This is a genomic window from Synechococcus sp. HK05 (genome assembly GCF_019104765.1).
Classification (GTDB): Bacteria; Cyanobacteriota; Cyanobacteriia; order PCC-6307; family Cyanobiaceae; genus Vulcanococcus.
In genome coordinates this window covers 45,568-60,259 of sequence record NZ_JAHRXJ010000010.1, presented here as the reverse complement: position 1 = coordinate 60,259, position 14,692 = coordinate 45,568, and the positions used below count along the sequence as shown (strand labels likewise).

Genomic DNA, 14,692 nt, shown 5'->3' with positions numbered 1-14,692 from the left:
GGCAGGGGCTTGGCGCTCAGGGTTTCCTGCCGCCGCAGTCTTGCCAGTCGTTGAGTAAGTCCATCAGCTCAATGTGCATGGCCCGCAGTGCGCTGATTTTCTGTTCGATTTCACCGGCCTTGCTGCGGATCGTGCTCTGCAACGACGTGCAGGTGCAGATCCCCGAGCGGCGCGACTCGAGAATTTTCAGGACGTCCGGTAGGGGGATCTCCAAGGCCCGCAGCGTTCGGATGAACGTGAGCTCGTCGAATACATCAGGGCTAAACAAGCGAAAACCGCCATCGCTGCGGCTGGCCGGATGGATCAGCCCCTCATCGCAGTAGAAGCGGATGGTTTTCACCGTGAGGCCTGATCGGGCCGCCACATCCCCGATTTTGAGGAGCCCTGTCGCTACCACTTGACTCTCCTGTAAGGGGAGAGGTCATCGTAGGAAGACGTCGTTCCTGTGTTCATGCGCCGCGCCCTGGCCTGCCTAGCGGTGATCAGCCTGCTCGCCCCGGCAGCCCGCGCTCAGCAGGCTGATCATCAGCACCACCACAACCACCATCACCCGATGCTGGAGGCGCCCACCACCAGCTCACCCAAGGCCGATCACAGCGCCCACAGCCACGACGTTGGCCCTGCTGGCAGCACCTACGACCTGCGTTGGCTCGATGGAATGGTGCAGCACCACACGGGTGCCCTGCGCATGAGCGAATTTGTGTTCGATATCGGTGTGCCTGGGGTGGGATCCCTCGGCAAGGAGATCTGGCGCGATCAGGCTCAGGAGATCAAGGCGATGGGGCAGTGGCGCAAAGCCTGGTATCCCGATGCCCCGGTGTATCCGGTCGTTCTCGTGCCGGGTGGTAATCCCGATGCGATGGCTGATCTCACGCGCATGAGCACCGCTCAGATCCAGGCCATGCAGATGATGGGCTCCACCCCCACCCGCAACAACCGGGTGACGTGGTTTTTGGAGGGAATGATTGCTCACCACGGCGGTGCCTTGGTGATGGCCCACGATGCTCTGAGCAAGAGCAGCAATCCCACGATCCGGCGCCTGGCCCGCCAGATCATCGTGGCGCAGCGCCGAGAAATCCTTGAGCTGCGCCGCATGCTCCAGCACGACGGACTCAACAAACCGGAGTACTACCAGTTCGATGCTTTGTTCACGCTCTGATCAACGCCTGGCGTTGGCCGTTGTGGCGCTGTTCTGCGCGCTGCAGCTGTCCAGTCAGGCTCTGGCCCACGCCAAGGGCCTCTACAAAACGCAAGCCGAAGCGGAGAAGCGGGCTAGAGAGCTCGGTTGCAAGGGAACGCATCAAAACAAGGGGCTATGGATGCCCTGCGCCCACGAAGCGGCGTTGCACCAGGAACTGCGCCAGGAGTAACTGCGATGCCTCGCCCCCTCAGCACCCGATTACGGACGCTGCACCGTGTGCTGGTGCCCGTGGCCGCCGCACCACTGTTGCTCACCGCAGCCAGCGGTTCTCTGTACAGCTTGCTCCTGGAGCGCGGCATTGATGCCTTCTGGCTGATCAAGATCCACACCGGGCGATTCGGGCCGATCAATCTGCAGCCCTATTACTCAGTGCTCCTGGGTCTGCTCACCCTGGTGGTGATCGTCTCTGGGGCCACGCTGCTCCTGCCCAGAGGCCGGGCGCCCGGCTAAGTGCGCCCTCAGCGGCCGGCGAGCATCACCACGCCCATCCCAGTCATCAGCAGGTTTTCGGCGAAGCTCACCACGCCCAAAGGCGTTTTGGAGTTGCCGCCCACACAGGCGCAGTTCAGCGCCAGGTGATCCACAAACACCGCTTTCCCCACGGACACCATCCCCATCGCGCCGAGCACCAGAGCCACCGCTCCCACCAGTGGGGCGGCACCGCTGGCTTCGGGTTGTTGCAGCACGCCAAGCCCCACCAGGAGTTCGATGCCGGGATAGAGACGCGCCCAGCCTGGCCAGTGCTGGCTGAGCAGGTCGTATTTGCGAAAGCTGGTGGCGAACGCGGCCACATCCATCAGCTTGAGCATGGCCAAAAGGCTGATGGCGATCCCCATGAAGCCGCTGAGCCCCGCATCCAGCACGGCGGCCATCAAACCTGCGGTGACGAACACAGCCACCACCGGCGCATACGACACCTCGGCGGATTCCGCGCGCACCCCCAGCCGCGCGGCCAGATCGCTGTAGCCACCGATCCGCTCATCGCCGGCGAACACCTGCGGCATGGTGGCCACACCATGGGTTGCTTTGAAGGCCTCCACCGCCTCCGTGCTGGTGAGGCGATGGTCTTCAAAGGGAATCTGCTGCTGCTCGAGCAACCGTACGGCGCGCGAGCCCCATGGGCAGGGGTGCTCCGGAAGATCCATCCGGTAGAGCCGAACAGCACGAAGGGCGGGGGTGGCTTTCACAGCCCAGGCAGGCAGGGGATCTTTTCAGTGTGGCTACTCCAGTTACTGGAGAGTCAAGACCAGATCCCTGGTGCTGCAGTTCAGGGGTTCAGCCGCTCCTCGGCCCAGTTCTGCTCAGCGCGCCAGCGGCGGCGCTGGTGGGGGTGTCCGGTGAGCTCCAGCAGCTCTACCTGGGCCACGGCGATGCGCAGCAGGGTGAAGCACGCCGGTAAGGGTGTGCCCTCCGGCAGCTCGGACGGGAAGGCGGCGCTGGCATCGAATGGCGCACCAGGCTCCGGCCAGCCCCAGAGGGCGCGGGCGCCGGGGTTGAGCTGCTGCCAGTGCTGCTCGCGGGCGTTCTGCTCCTCCTCTGGCGGCAGCTCGAATCGGCGGCCCCGCAGCCGGAACTGCGAGCGCGCCTTCGGCAGCAACCAGCAGAGCTCAAGGCGGGGTTCGGCGATCAGCTCGCTGGCTTTGCCGCTGCGGCTGTCGGTGAGCAGATCCAGCTCGGCGGGTCCGGCCCAGCCGCGGAACACGAGCGTGCGCACCCGCGGCGCGCCATCGCCCCCCAGCGTGGCCAGCTGCAGCCAGCGGGCTTGCGGGGATCTCCCCTCCCGCTGGCGGGCGCCGCGCAGCAACGGCCGCCAGGGAGGGAGAGACATGGGGGCTTCAGCCGATGGGAGGTGTGCTGAGTTTGTAGCCGCTGTCGATCGTGCTCTGCGGCAGGGGCTGGCTCTCTTCGTTGGGGATCATCACCTCGATGTAGGCGGCGCCGTCGTGGGTGTCGATCTGATCGAGCACCGCATCGAGTTCCGCCACGGTGCTCACCCGGGCGCTGAGCCAGTTGCGGCAGCCGAAGGCTTCCGGCAGCAGGTGGTAGTTCACCGGCGCAAGATCGTCGTAGCCGTGGCCGCGCTCGCTGATCACATCCTCAATGCCGAAGAGGCCGTTGTTGAGCACGAAAATGCGCGGCTTCACCCCATAGCGACCCATCACCGCGATCTCGTTGAGGGTGAGCTGATGGGAGCCATCGCCGGTCACCATCCAGGTGTGGCCCGAGCTCTTCGCCATCACCACCCCCAAGCAGGCTGGTGTGGCCCAACCGATCGATCCCCAGAGGCCCTGGCCTTCCGCGCTCACGCCCTCCGGCAGCAGCACCCGGTTGAGATGGGTCATGCAGGTGCCGGTTTCGATCACCAGCGTGTCGCCGGAGCGCAGGCGGCGCTGCAGGCGCGGATAGAAGTTGGCTGAACTGGTGGCATCGGTGGGGGCTCCCACCAGCGGCATCGCCTCCTGCTTCAGCCCGTGGTCGCCGCAGCGGGTAGTCACCCGCTCGCACAGGGCGTTCAGCACATCGTTGATGGCCACATTCACGAACACCTTGTTGCCGGCGCGCACAAAGTTGTCCTGGATCGACACCACCTTGGCGGGGTCGTAGTTGCCCGTCCACAAGCCGGTGTTGAGCTCAGTCGTCACGATGCCGCCGATGTCGAGCACCAGATCGGCATCGCCCACCAGATCGCGCACCGCGTCCGACGATGACCAGTCGCCGGCGTAGAGCCCGGCGTACTGCGGCATGGATTCGTCGATGGTGCCCTTGTCGTTGGGGGTGAGGGCGGTGGGCAGATTGGTTTTGCGGATCAGCTCCAGGGCCTGGTCGCGCACGCCGTAGCGGCTCACCAGGTGGGTGAGCACGGCCACAGGGCACTGCGCTGCCTCCAGGCGGGCCAGGATCGTGCCCACGGCGGCTTCGAGTTCTTCAGGCACGCTGCGCTGCCGCTTCACGGCGTTAAGCGGTTGGCCTTGCACCGGCGTGCCGAGCACGGGCTGGCCCCCGTTCACCTCCGAGATCACCAGGTAGGCCGGCCTGCTCTGGCGCAGCGCCTCGCGAATCACGCGCTCGAGCTCATCAATGCAGTTGTCGGGTGTCAGCACGGCGCTCACACAGGCTGCTTCGGCAGACAGCGCCTGGAAGCGGTCGTAGACCGCATCGCCCAGGTTGTGGTGGGTGATCAGCCCCTGCTTCTGGATGCGTTCACTGGGCATACCCACCAGGTGAAACACCGGTAGGCGATGCGCCTTGCTGCCCATCACGCCGTTGATGGCGGAGAGTTCACCCACGCCGTAGGTGGTGGAGAGCAGCGCCGCCCCGCGGATGCGGGCGTAGCCATCAGCGGCGTAGGCGGCATTGAGTTCATTGGCGCAGGCCACCCAGCTCAGGCCGGGCACCTCCTCGGCTGCATCGTCGATCGAGAAGGCGTAATCACCGGGAACGCCGAAGATCTGGTCGATGCCCAGCTGGGAGAGGCGGCTGAGGGTGTAGTGGGCGACGGTGGGATTCGACATGGACAAAGCTGGCGGCGTGAACCTTTTAAAGGCTTAGCGAGCTCCTAAAGGTCTGTTGATAAATGCAAATGACACTTCATTATTGCAGCCTTTGTGACAAATATTGTTGGTGCATTCGCTTCAGGCTGACAAGATGAGCCGGCTTCGCTAGTGAAGAGGGGGTCTTCGTTTATCCGGGAGTTCTTCATTGCCCATCGATCGCCCTCGCATTTTTGTTGCTGCGCGCATCCTCACGATGAATCCAGCGCAGCCTGTGGTCAGCGCGGTGGGCGTTGGGGCCGACGGACGGATCCAGGCCGTGGGTGATCAGGCCCACTGTGAGCGGCAGTTGCCCGATGCCGAACTGATCGATCTGGGTTCGGATGTGCTGCTTCCAGGTTTTGTCGAGTCCCATTCCCATCCCGTGTTGTCCGGCGTGGCGACCCAGCCTCCTGCCTACTGGATTGCTCCTTATGTGGGCTATCCCACCTGGGCTGCGGTCACAGCCCTGTTTGAGAAGGTTCAGGCTGAGGCGCCACCGGGTCAGGCCCTGCTGTTCAACGGTTTTGATCGGCTGCTGCACGGCACCGCTGCTCCCGACAGGACTGTGCTGGATGTCTATTTCCCGGATCGTGAGGTGCTGGTGCTCGATAACTCCGGGCATGCGGCGTACTTCAATTCCGCGGTGATTGAACGGATGGGCTGGAGTGTGGCGCCGCCGCCCGATCCCGTGGGGGGCTCCTTCGGGCGCAATGCTGATGGAACGTCCAACGGTCAATCGTTTGAAGCGCCGACGCTGATGCTGCTGATCGAGGCGCTGATGGGTGAGCTGGTGCCCCACCCCCTGGCCTCGGCAGCGCAGTGGTATGCGCTGATGGCGGGCAATGGCATTACTTCGGCGGCCGAGCTCACCTACAACAGTTCGCAGAAGGGAGCGTTCGAGACACTCGCGCAGCTACCGCACTGCCCCTTGCGCATTTCGCTCTATCACGTGTCCACAGCGAGCGACTGTGCCGGGCCCTGGGAATCCACGGTGCCGCCGGAGATGTTGGCGAAGAAGGGCATCAAGCTCTGGGCCGATGGCTCCCCTTGGGTGGGCAACATCGCCCTCACTTTTCCTTATCTTGATACACCCGTTGTGCGGGCAGCCGGCATCAAGCCCGGGATCCCCACCGCGATGAATTACACCCGTGAACAGCTCGATACGATCCTCGATCAGCTGAGTGGTGATCGCCTCCAGTTTGATTTACAGCATCAGTCGTCCATCTGCAGTCAGAACTGGCAGATGGCGATTCATGTCAATGGTGATGCCGCTCTCGATGTGGTGCTTGATGCCTTTGAGGCTGCCCTCACTCGTCATAACCTGCTTGGCACGGATCACCGCTGGCGCCTGGAGCATCTCGGTGCCGCCCGGCCCGATCAACTCCAGCGAGCCGCCAGTCTGGGTGTGTACGCCTCGATGGGGGTGTTTCAGTTCCAGTACTGGGGCGATCTGCTGGATGGTCAGATGTTCGATCACGAGCAGGGTTCCTACTGGTGTCGCATCAAGGACGCCACCGATGCCGGTCTGCGGCCCTCGTATCACAACGATGGCTCGGTGAGTCCGCCCTCGCCTCTGGGTAACATCAAAACGGCTGTTACCCGCACCACCACTTCGGGACAGGCCCATGGCCTCGATCAGCGGGTGAGCCTCGATCAGGCCCTGCGGGCGCAGACCATCGATGCGGCCTTCATCCTCGGCCGCGAGCACGAGGTTGGTTCGATTGAGGTGGGAAAACTGGCGGATTTCGTTCAGCTTGATCGCGATCCCTACGACGTGGATCCGATCCATCTCGACGATGGCATCAGTGTTCGGAACACCTGGCTGAGCGGTGCATGCATTGATGTCATGGCCTTTCAAGAGGCTGCCGGTGTGAGTGATCCCACCCCGCACCGGCATCTGGCCACGGCGTACATGCGTCGCTGTTGTTGATTAACAGTTCTCTCGCTTGGATGACGGAAGCTTCCGATCCCGCTAACCCTCAGAAACACACGTTGACCGAATGGCCAGTGTTGCCGAGCTGATTCTCTTTGGAGGCCCCATTCTCACGATGGAGTTTTCGCATCCCCGCGCTGAGGCGATCGCCATCGCCGGCGGATGCATCGTTGCCGTTGGCTCGAAGGATGAGGTGATGGTCCACGCCGGCCCGCAGACCCGCCGGGTGGATCTCCAGGGACGCACCCTGCTGCCGGGTTTCATCGATGCCCATGGGCATTTCACCAATGCTCTGCAGGTGGTGAAGTGGGCCAACATCCAGCGGCCGCCGGCTGGACCTGTCACCTCGATCGCCTCGCTGCAGCAGGTGCTTCAGGAGCACGTGCAGGCCAATCCGCTGCAGCCGGGGCAGTGGTTGGTGGCCTACGGCTACGACCCCGACGGTCTCTCCGATGGCCGCCCGCTGGACAAGCGTGATCTCGATCCGCTGTTTCCAGACAACCCGCTGATGTTGATCCACAACTCCAATCACGGAGCGGTGCTCAACAGCTGTGCCCTGAAGCTGGTGGGTTACGACGCCAGCACCCCCGATCCCGCCGGCGGGGTGATCGTGCGGCTGCCCGGCAGCACCGAGCCGGCGGGCCTGGTGATGGAAACAGCCTTCATCCCGCTGTTCGTGCACATGCCCAAGCCCTCGGAGGAGGAGCTGTTGGAGCGCTTTGGCGACGCGCAGCAGCTCTATCTGAGCCAGGGCATCACCACCGCCCAGGATGGCGCCACCAGTGCCGCTGATCTCGGCCTGTTCCAGAAGGCTGCCCAGCAGGGCCGCTTGCTGCTCGATCTGGTGTTGCTGCCGCTGGTGCTGGAGGTGCCGGCGATGCTGCGCGAGCGCTTTCCCGATTTTCACGGTGGCTCCCTGGAGCTGCCACAGCCGGCTCGCGACGCCTTCGGCACCTACCACCAGCACCTGAAGCTGCAGGGCATCAAGCTGCTGGTGGACGGCTCACCCCAGGGCAAGACCGCCTTCTGGAGTGAACCGCTGCTCACCCCCGGACCGAACGGTGAAGCCAACTGGCGCGGCCAGCCTCTGTTCCCGCCAGAGGTGCTCAACGACACCGTGGCCCAGTTGGCTGGCCAAGGGCTTCAGATGTTCGCCCACTGCAATGGCGATGCGGCCATTTCGATGATGATCGAGGCCTGCCGCAAGGCTGGTCTCAGCCCGGAGCAGGACCACCGCACGGTGATCATCCACTCCCAGTTCATGGTGCCGGGCCAGCTGGAGCAGTATGTGGAGCTGGGCCTGCACCCGAGCTTCTTCACGGTGCATGCCTTCTTCTACGGCGATGTGCACATCGCCAATCTCGGCCTTGAGCGCGCCAGCTGGATGAGTCCGATGGCCAGCGCCATCGCTCTGGGCCTGCACTGCTCCAACCACAACGACTTCTCGGTGACGCCGATCGAGCCGATGCGGATGATGGAGACGGCGATGACCCGCCGCAGTCGCAGCGGCGTGGTGCTCGGTGAGCACGAACGGGTGGATGTGAACGCCGCCCTGCGCGCCCTCACGATCGAGGCGGCCTGGCAGATCCGCGAGGAGGACAGCAAGGGCAGCCTGGCGGTGGGCAAGCGCGCTGATCTGGTGGTGCTGGATCACGACCCCACTGCCCTCACTCCCGAGGAGCTGCTCTCGATCAACGTGGTGGCCACCGTCAAGGACGGCGTCTGCGTGTATGGCGATCTCGCTGGAGCTGTCGCCGGATGAACGCCTCCTCTCCCCTGGCTGCGCTGAACGGTGTGCCCGCCACCGTGGTGGGCGGCTACCTCGGATCCGGTAAAACCACCCTGATCAATGGCTGGCTCCAGGATCCGGCCCACCGGCGCTGGGCGGTGCTCGTGAATGATCTCGGCAGCATCAACGTGGATGCCGAGCGGCTGCGCCGCGGTGACGGCCGCGTGCTCGAACTCACCGATGGCTGCGTCTGCTGCACCCTGCGTGATGGCCTGGGGGCAGCGCTGCTGGAGCTGGCGCGGCGGCCCGATCCCCCCGCTCACGTGCTGATCGAAACGAGCGGCATGGCGATTCCCGAGCGGGTGGCCGCCCAGCTGCAGCTGCATGGGCTCACGCTGGCGCGCACCCTGTTGGTGGTGGATCTGGAGCGGATCGAGGCCCTCTGGGCTGATCCCTGGGTGGGCGAACTGGTGCAGCAGCAGTTTGCGGGGGTGGATGTGCTGCAGTTCAGCAAGGGCGATCGGCTGGAGCCCTCCGTGGTGGCTGAGCGCCGCCGGTGGCTGGAGCAGCGCCTGGTGGAGCTCAGCGAGCACCCGCTGCCGCCCGTCCATGAGGAGCGCCAGCTGGCCCGCAGTGATCTGTGGCTGCAGCAGGTGCCGATCAGCCGCGCTCAGCTCCGGGCCTGGGCTTCGAACCTGCCGGCGGAGGTGCTGCGGGTGAAGGGGGAGGTGTGGCTGGCCGAAACCCCCGAGGGTCCTGTGCGTTTCGATCGCGTCGGCGATCGGATCGAGCTGGCGTCTGCCCCGCAGCGGCCCTGGCGCTCCGCCCTCCAGCGCCGCGGACAACTCGTGGCCATCAGCCGTGCCACGGCCCCTTCTCCTTCCTGGCCCCTCGCCGCCTGACTGTGAAACCCAGCAATCTCGTTGTTCCCTACCTGGGGGTGTTGGCCAGCCTGCAGCTGATCGACCCCACCGTGGCCAACACCGCCCTGGTGCAGGCCGGCCGCGCCCTCGACATGCACGGCTCCACCCTGGCCTTCGCCGCCAGCATCTCCACGCTGGCCCAGGCGGCCACGGTGCTGCTGATGGGCTTTCTGGGCGATCGCCTCGGCCGGCGCCGGGTGCTGGCGGCCTCGTTGCTGCTCACCATCGCCGGTGATCTGATCGCTCTGCTGGCGCCCACGGCTGGCCTGTTCCTGCTCGGCCGTGCCCTGGTGGGCATTGCCCTGGGCTCGATCCTCGCGGCGTCGTTTGCGGCGGTGCGTTTTGTCAGCCGCCCCGAGCAGCTGGGCCGGGCTCTGGGCCTGTGGAACCTGTTGATCGTGGCGGGCTTCATCCTCGGCTCGCTGCTGGGGGGCGTGTTGGCCGACAGCAGCTGGCGCCTGGCGCTTGGCCTGGTGCCCGTGATCGCGCTGCTCTGTCTACCGCTGCTGCCGGTTCTCGTGCCTGAGATGCCGGCCAACCGCGACCTCAAGGCCGATGTGCCGGGGCTGATCACGATCGCGGCGGCGATGGTGCTGGTGCTCACCGGTGTGAGCCATGCCGTCACCGGGTTCAAGGCGCCGGCCTTCTGGGCGCCCACCGGCGCTGGTTTGGTGATGTTCGCCGTGCATCTGGCGATTGAGCGCCGCCGCAGCGAACCGATCTTCCCGGTGGCCCTCTATAGCCGCGGCTGTTTCGCCGCCGCGATCGTGAGCGGCATCGCCTGGAACTTCGCCCAGGCCGTGGTGCAGCTGCAAACCAGCAACTTCTGGCAGCTGGTGCAGCACTACAGCACCAGTCAGGTGGCTCTGGCTCAGCTCCCACTGCTGATCTGTTTTGGTGCCGGCGGCGTTGTGGTGGGCCGGTTGATGGCGCCCGGTCGCCGCACCACGCAGCTGATGGCCGGCGGTTGCATCACCCTGGTGGTGGGTGTGATCTGGCTGGGCTGGATTCAGCCCGAGAGCACCTATCTGTCGCTGGTGCCTGGGCTGCTGCTGGTGGGGTTGGGGCTGGCGTTCGTGGCGGTGCCTCAATCGGCCCTGTTTGTGCAGGAGGCTCCTGCCCGCTATTTCGGTGCGGTCACCGCCTTCCGTACCACCTCCGGCCAGCTGGGGTTCGCCCTGGGCTTTGCCGCCAGCGGCGCCATGGTGAATGGCTTCGGTTTCGCCAGCCTGCGGGAGCGCTTGCTGAAGCTGGGGGCCAGCCCCGCTGAGATTCCGGCCTTGGAGGCCAAGGCCCGCGCGGCCCTGAGCAGCGGCGTGCTGAGCCACGGCAAGGCATCGGCTTCCACCGTGGAGAAGGTTCTCGCCGGTGCTTACGCCAACGGACTCACCGGAACCATGGTGGTGGTGGGTCTGCTGGTGGGATTGCTGGGGGCGATCAGCCTGTTGCTGCTCGTGATCGGCCACCAGCAGCAACGCGCAGAGCAGGAGCAGGCGGCCTAACGGGGCCGCTCGCAGCGATAGCTCTCCCAGTCGCCACGCCGCTGGGCGAAGTCGGGCTGGTCGGGATCGAGGGCCTGCCACCACCAGCGGCCATCGCTGTAGCTGGGTACGCCGGCGTTGTTGGTGCGCGGTAGCTGCAGGCTCACGCCGCGCCACTGCAGCACGATGAAGGCTCCCGGAACGGTGCCCCCGCTGCTGTTGGGAATGCCTGGGGCATCCACGGCACCGGCAACCACCTCCGCGCTGAGGGGATCACCGGCGCAGAGGTACTGCTCGGCGGCTTCGGCGCTCGCTGGGTGGAGCAGCGGTAGCAGGGGGATGAGCACGACCAGCAGCGCAGCCAGCAGTGTTTGCATGGCTGGCTGGAGCCGGGGCTGGCGGGTCACATCAGATCGGCGGCGACCGTCAGGATGGCGGAATGTCCCTGGTGCTCGTTTACGACGGCGGCTGTCCGTTCTGCCGCCACTTCGCGCTCCGCAGTGAGCTGGTGGGTGGTTTGCCGGAGCTGCAGATCTGCGATGGTCGCGCCGATCACAGCCTGCGGACCCAGCTGAAGGCGCGTGGTTTGGATCTGGCGCGCGGTGCGGTGCTGCTGGAGGGAGATCAGGCCTGGCATGGTGCCGAGGCGATTGCGGAGCTATGCCAGCGTCTGCAGCCCAGCGACCCATTGCTGGCGTTGCTCGGCCAGCTGTTTGCGGCGCCGCCGCGCTCCCGGCAGCTCTATCCGCTGTTGCTCTGGGCGCGGCGCACCGCTCTGCAATGGAAGGGCCTGCCGGAGGATCCCGATCAAACGGGACTCCGGCAGGCCTGAGGGGGCGTGTTGGCCTGAATCAGGCAACAGCGGCAGCAGCGCGATCGAAGTAGGTGCCGATCTCGCTCATCAGAGCGGAGCAGTCGCCGGGGGTGATGCCGTTGCGGTCGTTGGCGATCGCGATGGCGGCGTCCTTCATCTTGCGCACGCCTTCAGCCACGGAAGCGCCAGGCACGCCCAGGGCCAGATAGGTCTCACGCAGGCCGTTCAGGCAGCGGTCTTCCAGCACGGACGCATCGCCGGTGAACACGGCGTAGGTCACGTAGCGGAGGATGATCTCCATGTCGCGCAGGCAGGCAGCCATGCGGCGGTGGGTGTAGGCGTTGCCGCCGGGGGCGATCAGGGCGGGCTGCTGATCGAAGAGATCACGGGCTGCGCCAGTGACGATCTTGGACGCATTGGAGGTGATGCGGTTCACGGCATCCATGCGCTTGTTGCTCTCGGCCACCATGGCGGCGAGGGCATCGATCTGACCAGCGTTCAGGAATTCGCCGCGGGCGTCGGCCTGGGCAACAACCTTGGTAAAGGCGTCGAACATGAAGAACTGTGTTCTCGAGGTTATGAATCTAGGAACCGGCATGCTGACCCCGCGAGCGTGTGGTGATGAACGCACCTCGCTTGCCGCTGCTGCCCGTCTTGGGCGCCATCGCCCTGGGCTGGTTGCCCAGCGCTCACGCTGAGCTGCCCCCCTGGGTGTATGGCCAGGAGCAGCGCCAGGCGCCTTACGTGTTGGAGCTGCTGGTGCGCAGCGTGCACACCATGGCCGCCGGCGCTGAGCCCGAGCAGCTGCGGGCCCAGGCCCAGGTGCTGGAGGTGAAGCGGCAGCCGGCCGCGTCCCGGCTCCGGGCCGGTGACGCGATCACGCTGCGTTACGCCCTACCTGTCAGCCGTCCCGCCGGCTGGGCTGGCCCCGCCCCGCTGCCATTGCTGAAGGCGGGTGAGCGCCTGCCCGCCTGGCTGGCTCCCGATCCGTCGTTGCCTGGCGTTTATCAACCGGCCGCGGGTGGGCGCTCCTTTGGGCCTTCCCTCGAAAGCGTGCAGGATCCCGGCTGATCCCTTCGCACAGCCCCTTTCCCTACGGTTGAGCCAAAGCCCCGATCAGCCTCAGGAACCGATGCAGGAGTTGGTGCAGGCCTACTACGGCCAGGAGCTGCAGAGCAGTGCCGATCTCAAAACCAGCGCCTGCTGTGATGCCGATGCGGTGCCTGCTTGGCTGAAGCCACTGCTGGCCCGGGTGCATCCGGAGGTGAGCAGCCGCTATTACGGCTGTGGCCTGGTGTGCCCGCCCCTGTTGGAGGGCTGCCGGATCCTCGATCTCGGCAGCGGCAGCGGCCGTGATGTGTATCTGCTGGCCCAGCTGGTGGGCGGAAGCGGCGAGGTGGTGGGTGTCGATATGACGCCGGAGCAGTTGGAGGTGGCGCGCCGGCACGAAGCGTTTCATGCCGAACAGTTCGGCTACGCCAACGTGCGTTTCCTGGAGGGGCGCATCGAAGCGTTGGAGGCGCTGGATCTGGAGCCCGCCAGCTTCGATGTGATCGTGAGCAACTGTGTGCTCAATCTCTCCACCGACAAGCCTGCGGTGCTGCGGGGTGCCCAGCGGCTGCTCAAGCCCGGTGGAGAGTTCTATTTCTCCGATGTGTATGCCGATCGACGCCTACCGGCGGCGGTGCAGAGCCATCCGGTGCTCTACGGCGAGTGCCTGGGCGGCGCGCTCTATTGGAACGACTTCCTGCGCATGGCCCGCGCCGCCGGCTTTGCCGATCCGCGCCTGGTGAGCGACCGGCCGCTGGAGATCACTGAGCCCGAGCTGGCCGCCCTTGTGGGCGAAGCACGCTTTTATTCCGCCACCTACCGCCTGTTCAACATCTCCGAACTCGAAGATGCCTGCGAAGACCATGGCCAGGCCGTGATCTACCGGGGTTCCATTGGCGAATCACCCACGCGGCTGGAGTTCGACAAACACCACAGCATCGAGGCCGGCCGGGTATTTCCGGTGTGCGGTAACACTTATCGAATGTTGCAGCAAACGCGGTTTGCCTCGCACTTCGAGTTCATTGGTGATTTCGATCGCCACTACGGCCTGTTTGAAGGCTGCGGAAGCGTGATTCCGTTTGATCGCAGCTTGGTGACAGCAGCTGCCGCAGAATCCGGCGGCTGCTGTTGAGCGTTTCGGGCTGATTCGCCGTTAATTGAAGAACCCTTTGCTGTTGAGCCAGATCCCCAGCGCCAGCATCGGCACAAACACGGTGGCGGCGATCTGCAGCTTGATTTGGGCGCCTTCGCTGAGCACAGGCTTCGCCACCGGTGCCTTGGTTGGGGTTTTGGATTTGCTTGCCATGGCTTTGTGGGGATGGGGGATCAGCGGTGTTCGATCAGATCGCTGGCGGCGTAGCGCACCTTGGCGAGGCTGGCGTATTTGTCGTCGGCGCTGCGATAGCCGCAGGCGCACACCACGCAGCTCTGGTAGTCGCTGGTCTCCAGGCCAAGGATGCGGTCGTAGTCGGCGGGGCTGAAGCCTTCGATCGCGCAGGTGTCCACGCCCAGCAGGGCGGCGCTGGTGAGCAGGTTGCCCAGGGAGATGTACACCTGGTTGGCGGCCCACTGGCTGATGATCTGGCTGCGGGGGCCATCGATCAGATCCACCTGGATCATCTGGCGGTAGCCATCGAGCACGCTGGCCTCGATGCCGCGGGTGCTTGCGGTGGCCTGGATCAGGCGATCGGCATCGGAGGCGGTGATCGTGCGCTTCTTCAGCAGCACCACCAGATGGGAGCAATCGGTGATCTGGCTCTGGTTCCAGGAGTGGGGGCGGAGCTCGGCGCGGATCGCTGCATCGGTGATCACCAGGAACGTCCAGGGCTGCAGGCCGTAGCTGGAGGCGGTGAGCACCAGCGCCTCCTCCAGGGCGCTCCAGGTGGGGGCATCAATCTGCCGGTTGGCGTCAAACGCTTTGGTGGCGTACCGCCAACGCAGGGCTTCGAGCAGGGTGGTGGAGTCGGCGGGCATGCCATCGGGCCAGATGGCCTGCATTCTCCGTGTTGGCCTCGCTCCATGCGAAAA

18 protein-coding genes are annotated in these 14,692 nt (G+C 65.3%); 10 read left to right on the top strand and 8 right to left on the bottom strand.

Annotated features, from left to right (window positions below):
* Positions 1-16: 16 nt before the first annotated feature.
* The gene (locus tag KUL97_RS08750; RefSeq protein ID WP_217796601.1) at positions 17-364 is read right to left on the bottom strand and encodes a MerR family transcriptional regulator; all 348 of its coding nucleotides are present in this window, start codon (positions 362-364) and stop codon (positions 17-19) included.
* A gap of 87 nt (positions 365-451) precedes the next feature.
* Between KUL97_RS08750 and KUL97_RS08745 the strand changes: the two genes are divergently transcribed.
* Genes KUL97_RS08745 through KUL97_RS08735 form a run of 3 tightly spaced genes read left to right on the top strand, consistent with a single transcriptional unit; the run spans position 452 to position 1,651 of the window.
* A complete protein-coding gene (locus KUL97_RS08745; protein WP_217796600.1) occupies positions 452-1,159 on the top strand; it encodes a DUF305 domain-containing protein in 708 nt (235 codons plus the stop codon).
* A 22-nt stretch (positions 1,160-1,181) separates the two neighbouring features.
* Entirely contained in the window at positions 1,182-1,370 is a 189-nt protein-coding gene (locus KUL97_RS08740; RefSeq protein ID WP_368656132.1) for a DUF3721 domain-containing protein, read from the top strand.
* A gap of 5 nt (positions 1,371-1,375) precedes the next feature.
* Complete coding sequence (locus KUL97_RS08735; RefSeq protein WP_217796598.1) at positions 1,376-1,651, top strand: hypothetical protein; 276 nt, start codon at positions 1,376-1,378, stop codon at positions 1,649-1,651.
* Between the two features lie 8 nt (positions 1,652-1,659).
* Here the strand turns inward: KUL97_RS08735 and KUL97_RS08730 are convergent, their stop codons facing one another.
* The 3 genes from KUL97_RS08730 to KUL97_RS08720 form a co-directional block, all read right to left on the bottom strand.
* A complete protein-coding gene (locus KUL97_RS08730; RefSeq protein ID WP_217796745.1) occupies positions 1,660-2,346 on the bottom strand; it encodes a MauE/DoxX family redox-associated membrane protein in 687 nt (228 codons plus the stop codon).
* Positions 2,347-2,468: 122 nt separating this feature from the next.
* Complete coding sequence (locus KUL97_RS08725) at positions 2,469-3,029, bottom strand: pyridoxamine 5'-phosphate oxidase family protein (RefSeq protein WP_217796597.1); 561 nt, start codon at positions 3,027-3,029, stop codon at positions 2,469-2,471.
* A 7-nt stretch (positions 3,030-3,036) separates the two neighbouring features.
* Complete coding sequence (locus tag KUL97_RS08720; RefSeq protein WP_217796596.1) at positions 3,037-4,713, bottom strand: alpha-keto acid decarboxylase family protein; 1,677 nt, start codon at positions 4,711-4,713, stop codon at positions 3,037-3,039.
* A gap of 235 nt (positions 4,714-4,948) precedes the next feature.
* On the opposite strand from KUL97_RS08720, the gene KUL97_RS08715 reads away from it, so the two are divergent.
* The 4 genes from KUL97_RS08715 to KUL97_RS08700 all read left to right on the top strand — a co-directional run bounded on the left by KUL97_RS08715 (position 4,949) and on the right by KUL97_RS08700 (position 10,821).
* Positions 4,949-6,664, top strand: coding sequence for an amidohydrolase (locus tag KUL97_RS08715; RefSeq protein WP_254896368.1), 1,716 nt, complete (start codon positions 4,949-4,951; stop codon positions 6,662-6,664).
* A 70-nt stretch (positions 6,665-6,734) separates the two neighbouring features.
* A complete protein-coding gene (locus tag KUL97_RS08710; protein ID WP_217796594.1) occupies positions 6,735-8,429 on the top strand; it encodes an amidohydrolase in 1,695 nt (564 codons plus the stop codon).
* Positions 8,426-9,298 (top strand): GTP-binding protein, encoded by an 873-nt coding sequence (locus tag KUL97_RS08705; RefSeq protein WP_217796593.1) that lies wholly within the window; start codon positions 8,426-8,428, stop codon positions 9,296-9,298. Before KUL97_RS08710 ends, KUL97_RS08705 begins: the two co-directional genes overlap by 4 nt.
* 2 nt (positions 9,299-9,300) lie before the next feature.
* Positions 9,301-10,821 carry an MFS transporter gene (locus KUL97_RS08700; RefSeq protein ID WP_368656128.1) on the top strand — a complete coding sequence of 507 codons (1,521 nt, stop codon included), beginning with the start codon at positions 9,301-9,303 and terminating at the stop codon, positions 10,819-10,821.
* On the opposite strand, the gene KUL97_RS08695 is transcribed toward KUL97_RS08700, so the two are convergent.
* Positions 10,818-11,177: a hypothetical protein gene (locus tag KUL97_RS08695; protein WP_217796592.1), complete on the bottom strand. Its 360-nt coding sequence runs from the start codon at positions 11,175-11,177 to the stop codon at positions 10,818-10,820. The genes KUL97_RS08700 and KUL97_RS08695 overlap by 4 nt on opposite strands.
* 62 nt (positions 11,178-11,239) lie before the next feature.
* On the opposite strand from KUL97_RS08695, the gene KUL97_RS08690 reads away from it, so the two are divergent.
* Positions 11,240-11,632 (top strand): DCC1-like thiol-disulfide oxidoreductase family protein, encoded by a 393-nt coding sequence (locus KUL97_RS08690; RefSeq protein ID WP_217796591.1) that lies wholly within the window; start codon positions 11,240-11,242, stop codon positions 11,630-11,632.
* 19 nt (positions 11,633-11,651) lie between these two features.
* Here the strand turns inward: KUL97_RS08690 and KUL97_RS08685 are convergent, their stop codons facing one another.
* Positions 11,652-12,170: a phycocyanin subunit beta gene (locus tag KUL97_RS08685; RefSeq protein WP_217796590.1), complete on the bottom strand. Its 519-nt coding sequence runs from the start codon at positions 12,168-12,170 to the stop codon at positions 11,652-11,654.
* 65 nt (positions 12,171-12,235) lie between these two features.
* Here KUL97_RS08685 and KUL97_RS08680 point away from each other — a divergent pair, with 65 nt between their 5' ends.
* Entirely contained in the window at positions 12,236-12,685 is a 450-nt protein-coding gene (locus KUL97_RS08680) for a hypothetical protein (RefSeq protein WP_217796589.1), read from the top strand.
* Positions 12,686-12,713: 28 nt separating this feature from the next.
* On the top strand, positions 12,714-13,796 hold the full coding sequence (locus tag KUL97_RS08675) for a methyltransferase domain-containing protein (RefSeq protein ID WP_254896367.1): 1,083 nt from the start codon (positions 12,714-12,716) through the stop codon (positions 13,794-13,796).
* A gap of 21 nt (positions 13,797-13,817) precedes the next feature.
* On the opposite strand, the gene KUL97_RS08670 is transcribed toward KUL97_RS08675, so the two are convergent.
* Both KUL97_RS08670 and KUL97_RS08665 read right to left on the bottom strand, forming a co-directional pair.
* The gene (locus KUL97_RS08670) at positions 13,818-13,970 is read right to left on the bottom strand and encodes a hypothetical protein (RefSeq protein ID WP_217796588.1); all 153 of its coding nucleotides are present in this window, start codon (positions 13,968-13,970) and stop codon (positions 13,818-13,820) included.
* 20 nt (positions 13,971-13,990) lie between these two features.
* A complete protein-coding gene (locus KUL97_RS08665; RefSeq protein ID WP_217796587.1) occupies positions 13,991-14,662 on the bottom strand; it encodes an NAD(P)H-dependent oxidoreductase in 672 nt (223 codons plus the stop codon).
* Positions 14,663-14,692: the final 30 nt, after the last annotated feature.

Excerpts from the sequence above, each read along its gene's own strand:
- KUL97_RS08745 (WP_217796600.1), top strand. The coding sequence starts at position 452 with ATGCGCCGCGCCCTGGCCTGCCTAGCGGTGATCAGCCTGCTCGCCCCG.
- KUL97_RS08735 (WP_217796598.1), top strand. The coding sequence starts at position 1,376 with ATGCCTCGCCCCCTCAGCACCCGATTACGGACGCTGCACCGTGTGCTG.
- KUL97_RS08730 (WP_217796745.1), bottom strand. The coding sequence starts at position 2,346 with ATGGATCTTCCGGAGCACCCCTGCCCATGGGGCTCGCGCGCCGTACGG.
- KUL97_RS08725 (WP_217796597.1), bottom strand. The coding sequence starts at position 3,029 with ATGTCTCTCCCTCCCTGGCGGCCGTTGCTGCGCGGCGCCCGCCAGCGG.
- KUL97_RS08720 (WP_217796596.1), bottom strand. The coding sequence starts at position 4,713 with ATGTCGAATCCCACCGTCGCCCACTACACCCTCAGCCGCCTCTCCCAG.
- KUL97_RS08715 (WP_254896368.1), top strand. The coding sequence starts at position 4,949 with ATGAATCCAGCGCAGCCTGTGGTCAGCGCGGTGGGCGTTGGGGCCGAC.
- KUL97_RS08710 (WP_217796594.1), top strand. The coding sequence starts at position 6,735 with ATGGCCAGTGTTGCCGAGCTGATTCTCTTTGGAGGCCCCATTCTCACG.
- KUL97_RS08705 (WP_217796593.1), top strand. The coding sequence starts at position 8,426 with ATGAACGCCTCCTCTCCCCTGGCTGCGCTGAACGGTGTGCCCGCCACC.
- KUL97_RS08695 (WP_217796592.1), bottom strand. The coding sequence starts at position 11,177 with ATGCAAACACTGCTGGCTGCGCTGCTGGTCGTGCTCATCCCCCTGCTA.
- KUL97_RS08690 (WP_217796591.1), top strand. The coding sequence starts at position 11,240 with ATGTCCCTGGTGCTCGTTTACGACGGCGGCTGTCCGTTCTGCCGCCAC.
- KUL97_RS08685 (WP_217796590.1), bottom strand. The coding sequence starts at position 12,170 with ATGTTCGACGCCTTTACCAAGGTTGTTGCCCAGGCCGACGCCCGCGGC.
- KUL97_RS08680 (WP_217796589.1), top strand. The coding sequence starts at position 12,236 with ATGAACGCACCTCGCTTGCCGCTGCTGCCCGTCTTGGGCGCCATCGCC.
- KUL97_RS08670 (WP_217796588.1), bottom strand. The coding sequence starts at position 13,970 with ATGGCAAGCAAATCCAAAACCCCAACCAAGGCACCGGTGGCGAAGCCT.
- KUL97_RS08665 (WP_217796587.1), bottom strand. The coding sequence starts at position 14,662 with ATGCAGGCCATCTGGCCCGATGGCATGCCCGCCGACTCCACCACCCTG.